The sequence below is a fragment of the Segatella baroniae DSM 16972 = JCM 13447 genome (genome assembly GCF_000426585.1).
Classification (GTDB): domain Bacteria; phylum Bacteroidota; class Bacteroidia; order Bacteroidales; family Bacteroidaceae; genus Prevotella; species Prevotella baroniae.
Map to the genome: position 1 here is coordinate 1 of NZ_AUFQ01000029.1, position 9,410 is coordinate 9,410.

At 42.1% G+C, this 9,410-nt stretch carries 10 protein-coding genes; 7 read left to right on the plus strand and 3 right to left on the minus strand.

Annotation, left to right across the window (positions count from 1 at the left end; translation table 11 throughout):
* Together K334_RS0112365 and istA are read right to left on the minus strand one after the other, a co-directional pair.
* The coding region (locus K334_RS0112365; RefSeq protein WP_027445048.1) for an ATP-binding protein at window positions 1–482 on the minus strand (482 nt) is incomplete at its 3' end.
* 10 nt (window positions 483–492) lie between these two features.
* Window positions 493–2,064: an IS21 family transposase gene (gene istA, locus K334_RS0112370; protein WP_027445049.1), complete on the minus strand. Its 1,572-nt coding sequence runs from the start codon at window positions 2,062–2,064 to the stop codon at window positions 493–495.
* Between the two features lie 299 nt (window positions 2,065–2,363).
* Here istA and K334_RS0112375 point away from each other — a divergent pair, with 299 nt between their 5' ends.
* The 6 genes from K334_RS0112375 (at window position 2,364) to K334_RS0112405 (ending at window position 7,908) form a co-directional block, all read left to right on the plus strand.
* Window positions 2,364–3,269, plus strand: a complete 906-nt coding sequence (locus K334_RS0112375; protein ID WP_025882189.1) for a DUF6268 family outer membrane beta-barrel protein — start codon at window positions 2,364–2,366, stop codon at window positions 3,267–3,269.
* 40 nt (window positions 3,270–3,309) lie between these two features.
* Window positions 3,310–4,437, plus strand: a complete 1,128-nt coding sequence (locus K334_RS0112380) for a serine hydrolase domain-containing protein (protein WP_025882190.1) — start codon at window positions 3,310–3,312, stop codon at window positions 4,435–4,437.
* A gap of 52 nt (window positions 4,438–4,489) precedes the next feature.
* Window positions 4,490–5,455: a histidine kinase gene (locus K334_RS0112385; protein ID WP_238319210.1), complete on the plus strand. Its 966-nt coding sequence runs from the start codon at window positions 4,490–4,492 to the stop codon at window positions 5,453–5,455.
* Window positions 5,456–5,512: 57 nt separating this feature from the next.
* Window positions 5,513–6,571: a sensor histidine kinase gene (locus tag K334_RS14055; RefSeq protein WP_025882192.1), complete on the plus strand. Its 1,059-nt coding sequence runs from the start codon at window positions 5,513–5,515 to the stop codon at window positions 6,569–6,571.
* A complete protein-coding gene (locus K334_RS0112395) occupies window positions 6,568–7,266 on the plus strand; it encodes a LytR/AlgR family response regulator transcription factor (protein WP_025882194.1) in 699 nt (232 codons plus the stop codon). The genes K334_RS14055 and K334_RS0112395 overlap by 4 nt, the downstream gene beginning before the upstream one ends.
* Window positions 7,267–7,581: 315 nt before the next feature.
* A complete protein-coding gene (locus tag K334_RS0112405) occupies window positions 7,582–7,908 on the plus strand; it encodes an RteC domain-containing protein (protein ID WP_025882196.1) in 327 nt (108 codons plus the stop codon).
* Between the two features lie 85 nt (window positions 7,909–7,993).
* On the opposite strand, the gene mobA is transcribed toward K334_RS0112405, so the two are convergent.
* Entirely contained in the window at window positions 7,994–8,410 is a 417-nt protein-coding gene (mobA, locus tag K334_RS0112410; protein WP_021663302.1) for a conjugal transfer protein MobA, read from the minus strand.
* Window positions 8,411–9,119: 709 nt separating this feature from the next.
* On the opposite strand from mobA, the gene K334_RS0112415 reads away from it, so the two are divergent.
* On the plus strand, window positions 9,120–9,410 hold a 291-nt coding region (locus K334_RS0112415; RefSeq protein WP_027445050.1), incomplete at its 3' end, for a DUF3408 domain-containing protein.

Below are 9,410 nucleotides of genomic sequence, written 5' to 3' on the forward strand. Positions count from 1 at the left end.
CCTCGCCGCCGCCCGTTCATGAATACTTCCACCTCCCCTGCGTCCCTTTCCTCAGGACGCAAGGATTTACATGCCTCGTGGCCAAGGGCACATGCTATATAGCTTTTCCCCGTACCTGAAGAGCCGGTAATGAAGAGGTTCTGCCCCTTATGTACAAAGTCAAGGGTGGCGAGGCGTTCCATCTGATTGCGCTCAAGGCCCCGGTTTGTGGCATAGTCAATCTGTTCGAGATAGGCCTTGTATCGGAATGCCGCATTCCTGGTAAGCCGCACTATGGCAGCCTGGGCACGGTAATCCCATTCACGTGCAAGGAGCATGGAAAGGAAGGTATCCGCGGTCATGGACTGTGGCGTGGTGCCGGCAAGGCTTTCCCTGAAAGCCTCCGCCATACCGTGTAATTTCATGCGGCTCATCAAATCCAGTGATATGGTGTTCTGGTCCTGTTGTCCCGTTACGGGAGCTGTCTTATTATTTATTTCCATAATTTTAGCTTTATTGTTCCTGTTTGTCTTTTCTGTAATAGTCACGTCCACGTATATTCTTGTGGGTCAGTGGTATCTGGGATGTCATGTCAGGCTGTATCCTCCCGTCCTCATCAGGAAGGAAATCCGCGTCTTCTCCCAGTTCAAGCACCTCTCGTAAGGCCTGATACCCGTATTGTAGCTTCTGTTCCGCGCAGGCGCAGGCAGCGACCAGACGGTCACGGCCGTATTTTTTCTCCAGCGTCAGTATACCCCGACAGGATCTGAACGCTTTTGGAGGATATTGCATGACACGCTCCACTTCCCGGAGATAATTCAATACGATATTGTCTATTTCCGAGGCACGTCGGAAGAGTTCCTCAAGATCCTTGTCATAAGGGCCATAGTGCCCCGGCAGGTTGTGCTCCTTTTTCCATGAATAGGTGTAGGGTATGTCACAGCGGTCGTGGATGGCGACAAGGTTCATGCCACAGTAGATTTCCACCGTGTCGGCATCGTAGAGGATCGTCACGCGTTTCCCCACATGTTCCTTGGGAACACTGTAATGGTGCTTGAACAGCGATACGTAGGAGTTCCTGCCGACAGTCATCAGCTTTTTCCCTTTCATCACGTAGCGTTCCTTTGGAAGCGGGCGGAGGTAGTCCTTCTCGCCGCGCAGGAACATCTCCTTGCGTGACGCCTCCCGGCCGGCCATCACCTTTTCGTTGAAATCAAGCAGGGAAATGCGGATGGCGGTATTGAGTCCGTCCAGACTGGAGAAAGTCATTCCCTCTATGTCCAGGTAAACGGAACGGTAGAGAAGCTTCACTGCGTTTTCAACAAGGGCCTTGTCCTTGGGGTGGCGTACACGGGCGGGATAGACCGCACAGCCGTAATGCTCGGCAAAAGCGGCGAAATCGTCATTGATGACGGGCTCGTTGCGGTCGCTTCGTGTGACGGCCGCCTTCAGATTGTCGGGGACTATTGCCGCCGGAGCCCCTTCGAAATACAGCATGGCATTCTCGCATCCCTTGATCAGGTCTTCCTTGCGCTGCGACCATACGGCCTCACAGTAGGTGTAATGACTGAACGGAAGGATGGCAACAAAGACTTCGGCCTTCTTCGTCTCGCCTGTCATCTCATCGACAACTTCAAGCCTGTCACCGGCAAAATCAACATACATCTGGTCTGCGGCATAGTGCTCGACATGGCCGACGACCTTGATGTGGAACTTGTACTGGCGGACTGCCCGCTTGAAGGAAGACAGCTGAAGACCGTCAGGATACTCGGAATGATACTCCTTGAAAAGTTTCCTGACACTCATCCCTTTGCGTGTCAGGCGGGATACATATCCGGGAAGCAAAGCCTCCAATTCAATCCTTTTGGAAGAAGGCTCCCGACGTCGGGATTCCATACCGCCAAACATCTCATGCAACTGCTCCTCGGAAAGGGAGAGAAGCTGATCGATGCTTTTCCTACTTGAAAGGAACAGGCGGACATACTTGCGAACAGTGTTACGGGAAGTATGGAACGTGGATGCCGTTTCCTTGATTCCCATCCCTGCCGCATAACATCTTAAAATGTTCTTGATTCTTTTATTCATTTGCATAGATTTTATTATTACCCCTTACACCAGGACTCGGGTTCTCAAATCTACACAAAAAAACTCTAACAACACTTGTACTAAGTGGTTAATATTATTTTGGCCAAAAGGGTCAATCATATTATGGCCAAGGTGAGCAATCCTGTTTGCCCAAAAGGGTCAAAGTAGAGTGGCCTTTCCATATGAAGAATGTTAGTATATTAAATACCCCATTTTGTATGTTGAAAACTTGCTGTTTGTCTATTTTCTTCAAAGCATATTGTTTTATACGGTATCTTTGTGTCAAAAATAATACTATTATGGATCAAAGAATAATTAGGATATATGTTTTTATGCTGTTCCTATTATCGGGAAAAGCGAATATATTTGCCCAGATTCAATTAAAGTCAGAATATATTGCTCCATCTGTATATAAAAATGAGAATGGCAATAAAATCGGTGGTGAAGGAAACCTGCAGACCTTTGAAGGCTCAGCAAAACTTCCTTTGTATGTAAGGAAGAACGAAAACGGGAGACTGACGGCTTGGATTGTTGCTTTGGGGGGTACATACGCTTCCATGAAGAATAAAGAAATGCCGTCGAATTTTACAGAGAAAGAACTTATGAATGCTCAAATGGGAATTATGCATCTGCGACCGCTTAATGAGAATTGGTCTATACTTGCCATTTTAGGAGCAGGAATGTACACCTCTGATCTGAATAAATTGTCAGGCAGCTCATTTCTCGGTCAGGGAGGTGTATTATTTATCAGACACGCAAACAAGAATTTGGACTGGGGGGCTGGTATCGCGTTGAATAATGCGCTGGGGTATCCAATGATTTTTCCGTCCTTATATCTGGATTGGAAAATAGAGGGAAAATACAAATTCAAATTATCCATGTATAATACATTCGAGACAGAAATCAGCACACGATTTAGTAAGAGTTTCAATCTGGGAATACATGCGGAATCCAAAGGGCTTATGGCTGCAGTAGAGAAAGATGGCAGTAAGAAGTATTTCGTGATGCAGTATGGTTATATAGGTATTCAACCAGAGTTCAGAATTGGGCAATATATTTCTATCCCTATTGTCGGAGGAATTGTCGCATCAAGAGAAACTTATTTTCGTTCACGGACATTGAAGGCTTTCTTCAGCAGCAAAGACAACTACCCACATTTCGGTGTATCTCCCTATTTTTCAATAGGTATCCGATACGGATTATAATAAATGCTCAAGTATAACGTTTAATACATTATAAGATTATATGACAATAAAAATCGCGCTATTCCTTTTGATAAACCTGTTTGGACATGGAATAACTTTTTCACAGAATGTCGTAAATGATTTAACTGGTTTGAGAGAAAACCTGACGCGAAAAATATTTGAAAAGACAAAGGATTTGTCTAATGAAACTCAACTATCCATCGTGCTCATAAAAAATGGGATATTCCATTTTTATGGAATGATAAAGCAAAATGACACGATTAAAAATATTGAGAACAAAGATAAGGTTTTTGAGATTGGCTCAATTTCAAAAGTCTTTACGGCGACATTACTCGCCGATGCAATACTTGAAAGGAAGATTAAACAGACAGACGACATAAACAAATTTTACCCTTATACGTTCAAGGATGATGTGCGGATAACTTTTGAAAGCCTGTCAAATCATACATCCGGATTGGGAGAAAATCCCTCCAATTTGCAACTTTCAGAGTTTCTGGCAGACAGTACAAAAGCAGAGCGGGAAAATCCTTTTCAGAAATACAGCGACTCTGAATTAGAGTATTACCTCAGAAATCAGTTGCAATTATGTTGTTCTTCCGATAGGAAAGAATATCTGTATTCAAATTTGGGAACAAGTTTGTTGGGATATACGTTATGTCAAATGGAAAAATGCAGTTTCACGGAACTCGTTTCCAATAAAATCTTCAAAAAGTACAAAATGAATAATTCATATACAGATGCAAGATTAGTAGAAACCGGTCTTGTCAAAGGAATAAGCCTCACAGGTGTTCCTATCGGCAATTGGATATGGGATTCGGATGTGTTTTTAGGAGCCGGTGGCATTCTTTCTTCTGCAAACGATATGGCATATTTTTTAGAGGCTCAATTTGATATGGGCAACAAAGAACTTGCAATGACAAGAAAACCGACTTTCAAAGTAAACGACAAACTTAGCGTAGCACTTGGATGGCATATCGTAAAGGCAGATAACGGAAACGATTTATATTGGCACAATGGTGGTACGGGCGGTTTTTCTTCCTCTATGGTATTCGATATGAATGAAAAGAGTGGAGTCATTATTCTTTCCAATGTTTCTTTTCTGCATCCTCATGCGAAAAATGTAGACGCATTGTGTTTTGAAATAATGGAAGACTTGGCAAAAAAGTAATAGTATATATATGCAAGAGAGAAAGAAACAAAGCGTATTATATGATTTTCTTATGGAGAAGAAATACAGATGGACTCGCCATTTCCTGCTTATCATCTCCATCGGCATTATCTCCACAAACCATATTTTTATTACCTATGGAGAACAGATTCGAGGCGGAAATGTTTGTGGTATTATATTTGCGCATATAGTAGCTTATCTGTTGCTGATATATCTGAATATGTACATCTTCATTCCTAAATTGCTACAACAAGAAAGGTATGTGCAATATGCAGCTGTCTTGCTCGCTGCAATATTCACATTCGTGATAGCGAATATCGGCTTGGAGTATTACATTCATTTTAAGTATCAAATACCTTTCGGTCCATATTCTTTTTTTTCTGACGGACGCAATAAAGCAGTCGATTTCTTCTCCGATTTCTCGGTACTGACATTGTCGGTGACAAGTATTACTGTAATCGTCTTTTACAAACATTGGATTCAAATTACTGAGATGGAGGGACAAATCGGAACTCGCAGGCTAACCGTTGAGTTGGAAAATTTGAGAAACAATATCGGATCGGAATTTCTTTTGGCTAAATTGAAAAAAGCAACTGCACTATGCCTGACCGAACCTCCGGAAGTATCTCCGCTATTATTGACACTGAGCCGGATTGTACGCTATCGCCTATACGATTGCAGCAATCCGGTTGTACCACTCAATTCCGAAATCAAAATCCTTAAAGACTACCTGAATTTGGAAAAGAAGTGCGGGACTCTCACCGATTTCACACTCTCTTGCCAAATGAGGACTGGTATTTGTTTTATTCCTCCATTGACGTTACTATCGTTTGTAGAAGAACATCTATTCAATTCATCGGGAAAAGACCGAATAGAAATTGAGATTGAAATATGCGCCGACACGCTTGTCTGTACCTGTACAAACAATAGCAATCCTCCCAAAACGGGTAAGCGCATTTTTACCATCTCAAGAAGACCAGAAAACGCTTCACACAAAACGAGTTTGAAAAGTTACTAAGCTTTCCAAGAAATTTTCCGATAAAGTTTTTGGGAATTAATAAACATAAAGAATCGAATGGCATTATTGAAAGAGATAAATAAAAAGATTGGAACACAAATCCAAACAGGAGGATTCCATAGAATGGGAAACCTGCTTGTACTTTGCATTATAGTTGTCTTGACAATGGAAATGGTCTATAACACTGGCAGTGTACATGGACGGCTCACGAATGCAAGGTTTTACGAATGGATGGCATATTTCATTGTCTTCACCTGCACCGTATATACCAACGCCCGCCTGCTGGTTCCTCATTTTCTGTTGCGCAATAAGTTGTCAGGATATTTCGCTTCCATCGGTTTGTGCGTATTTCTGTTGATGCTTTTTATCATACTGGTGCAAAACACCCTGTACGATGTTCCCAAAAGTTACAGGCTGATCTCTCTTTGTTTCAATATCGCGGGAAATATGTTATTGTTGGGATTGACGATAGCCTCTACTTCAGTAGTACCACTGTTTCGTTGCTGGGCTGAAAACAGCCGTCGAGTATCGGAATTGGAAAAGACGACGGCAGAAGCAGAATTGCAACAACTGAAAAGCCAGATAAATCCGCACTTTCTTTTCAACACGCTCAATAATGCCAACATTAAAGCAGAGCAAGAACCACAACTGGCATATGCCATTCTTTCCCGGCTTGAAAATTTGTTGGGCTATCAGTTGTCCGAATCCTCGCAAGAAAAAGTTCTGATACGGAATGAAATTTCCTTCTTGTATGACTATTTGGAACTGGAAAGTACACGTCGTGGAAACTTGTATTACGAAATCAAGACAGAGGGCGTGGTGGAAGATATATCTATATATCCATTACTATTTATTCCCTTTGTAGAAAACGCGGTCAAACATAGTGTTGAAGTCAAAGGAAAGACAAACATACACATCACGTTTGCCGCATCCGGAAACCAACTGCACTTCCAGTGCGAAAACACCAAGGCCGCTTCTCGTACATCGAATCATTACGGAGGTTTGGGGTTGAAAAACATCAAACGGAGACTAGAATTGCTATTCGGAAAGTCTTATACCTTATCCATTACGGAAGAAGAAAATAAATATACTGTATGCTTATGTGTGAACCTATAAAATGTATTATCGTCGATGATGAACCTATCGCCCGAGAAGGATTGGAAAGGTTGGTACGCAAGAGTCCAATGCTGGAACTTGTCGGCAATTTTGAGTCTGCAGAATCTGCGACTGAATACATAAAAGATAATCCTGTGGATTTAATATTCCTTGATATCGAGATGCCCGGGACAAACGGGCTTGATTTTGCCCGTAAAATCCCACAACAAACACTTGTCGTTTTTACCACAGCCTATTCAGAATACGCATTGGACAGCTATGAGGTAAACGCTACCGATTACCTCGTCAAACCCATCGAGGAAGAACGTTTCCGTAAAGCAGTGGAAAAGGTTTCTGCCTATCACACCCTACTCATCAATGCAGAGAAAGAAAGTGTGGAGGCAGATGTGGATTTCTTCTTCGTGAAATCAGAGCGTAGATATTTCAAAATCAGATATGACGACATCCTCTTTATAGAAGGCTTAAAGGATTATGTAATCATACAAACAGAAAATCGACGCATCATTACCAAGATGTACCTGCGCACTATCCATGAACTTCTGCCTCTGTCTGTTTTCTTCCGCATCAACAAATCCTATGTTGTGAACTTAGAGAAAATAGAATCGTTCGACACCAACGACGTATTCATCGGAAAATATGAAATCGGTATCGGCAATACTTACAAAGAAGATTTTTACAAAAGGCTCATGACATGATAGTTGACTTTGCTATATACCAATCAACAATTCAAAATCGAATGCATATGGAAAGATTAGTTAAGACATTTTCATTCAGAGTACTCTCTTCGAATGAATCGTCCGCTGACGAGCAGCGGAATGCAACTGATAACTTGATAAAAGAGATCATTAAATTGAACACGGAAGAGAACGATAACATTTTTATACTCCGTATTCTTCGTTATACCCGTTTTCGATTGCAATCTCTACAAGAGAAACCCTCATCGGATAGGGCGGGGGAAAAATGTGGCAGAGCTATTGTCTGTCATTGATACAGAACTGGAACTGTTGAATATGCGGATGCAGGGAATTTTACCTACCGTTCCCCTCATTCCTGCCAAGAAGTTTCGCTGGACAGACGAAGTGGTGGATTTAGTGGAACTACTTTATGCCCTTGACACCTGTGACTGTATCAACGATGGAGAAATCGGAGTGGAGGAATTGGCAGACGCCTTTTCTGAAATCTTTGGTATAGAAATCAAGAACTGCTACAATGTCTATATGAACATGAAGCGTCGCAAGCATGACAGCCGTACCTATTTCCTTGATGAACTTCGAGAGAAACTTAACAAGCGTATGGTGGAGAGCGACCTGAAAGGCGGAAAATTCAAGAAACGGTAATTGCATTCAAATAATCAATCAGGCTTCCCAAAACGAGAGGGAAGCCTGATTTTTTATCCATAAAGAACAATACGATGTAAAATGGCTACTGTCGAAGTTGCCATTTTTCTTGAAATTCACGAGTCAGTTGCACGATTTCACCTCCGATTATTGCTAATTCAAGTGTCAGTTTCTCCAACTTGGCGAGCATCGCAAAGGCTTTCTTCTCTGTAAAGTTGCTCTTCATTGCAACTACTGTCTGGTTGTAATTGACTCCCACACTGCGGAATTGTCCATACAAAGTCGTCAGCTTTTGATAATAATCAAGCAACGAACGATCCACTTTTATCACCCGAAAAGTCTCATTAAAGATTCTTGCCTTGATGAATAGTGACAGACTTGGTACACCGCTTTCCTCTTTCATCGTGAGGAAATGAGCGTATTCCGTCGGTGTAAAATTGACCGAAACACGCTTTTCTGTCTTCTCTTTGGAGCGTGCGCTCCGAATTTTCTTCATTTTCATTTCTTACTTTGGATTTTAGTGTTTTACGGCATAACCAGCATTCGAAATATGACATTTTCTCTTTCAAGAAAAACGACTTCGGAGTTTTTTCAGCTCTCTTGGAGAGCAAGGGTTTTATGCTGCAAAAACGAAGTCATGCTGCATAAAACATACCTTGCTATTTGCCCGATGCAAATAAGTCTGTCCATGAAGGACGAAAACGAATCACTCAAAAAAGAGCACTTTATGTCTCGAAAGCTTCGGCTTACCGCTTGGATGCAAAATTACTAAGCGTCATGTCTAACTCCATTACCTCATATGAAGCCACAACTATCCAAATTGACGCCACAAGTACGCACTAAAGGAAATCACACTGATTACAGCATCACCGAGCCATATATTTGCACTGTCGAATATGTCGGTGAGGGTGTGCGTCTTCGATAACATCACGTTTCGATGAGCGATATAGGCGAGGGTATATACCAAAGAACATATCCTTGATTCTTTCACTCGAACGTGGGAATGTACGAAAGCAGATACTATCGAACGATTGTATTGATGGACGCTAATTAACATCTCCACAGAAAGGGTATGAACAAAAGGATGTAGCCCTGCTGGTACAAGCCAATTATTGGATATATCTCCGATAAAGGATGTATTCATCTCCATCGGTAAATATCTTGGCAACGTAATGAACAGTGAATTGTACGACAATAAAAATTAAGGAAGTATGACAGAGAACAAAAACGGCAAGGTAGATCCCGTTGCCATCCGAGAACTTATTTCACAGGGTATTCCCATGAAAAGAAAAGAGAGTGAGATAAAACATTCTCAATCTGAAGAGCTGTGTGTTGAATCGGAACGTCCAAATGACGAACCTATGTCAAAGGATTTTTCAAGAGTCCCAAGAAGAGAAAGACGAAAGGCTGACAAAGGCGATTATGAGTCGCTTTTCATCTGTCGCAACACTTTGAAAAATCGCAAGACCATCTATATCGCCAAAGAGTTGCAGGACACGTTG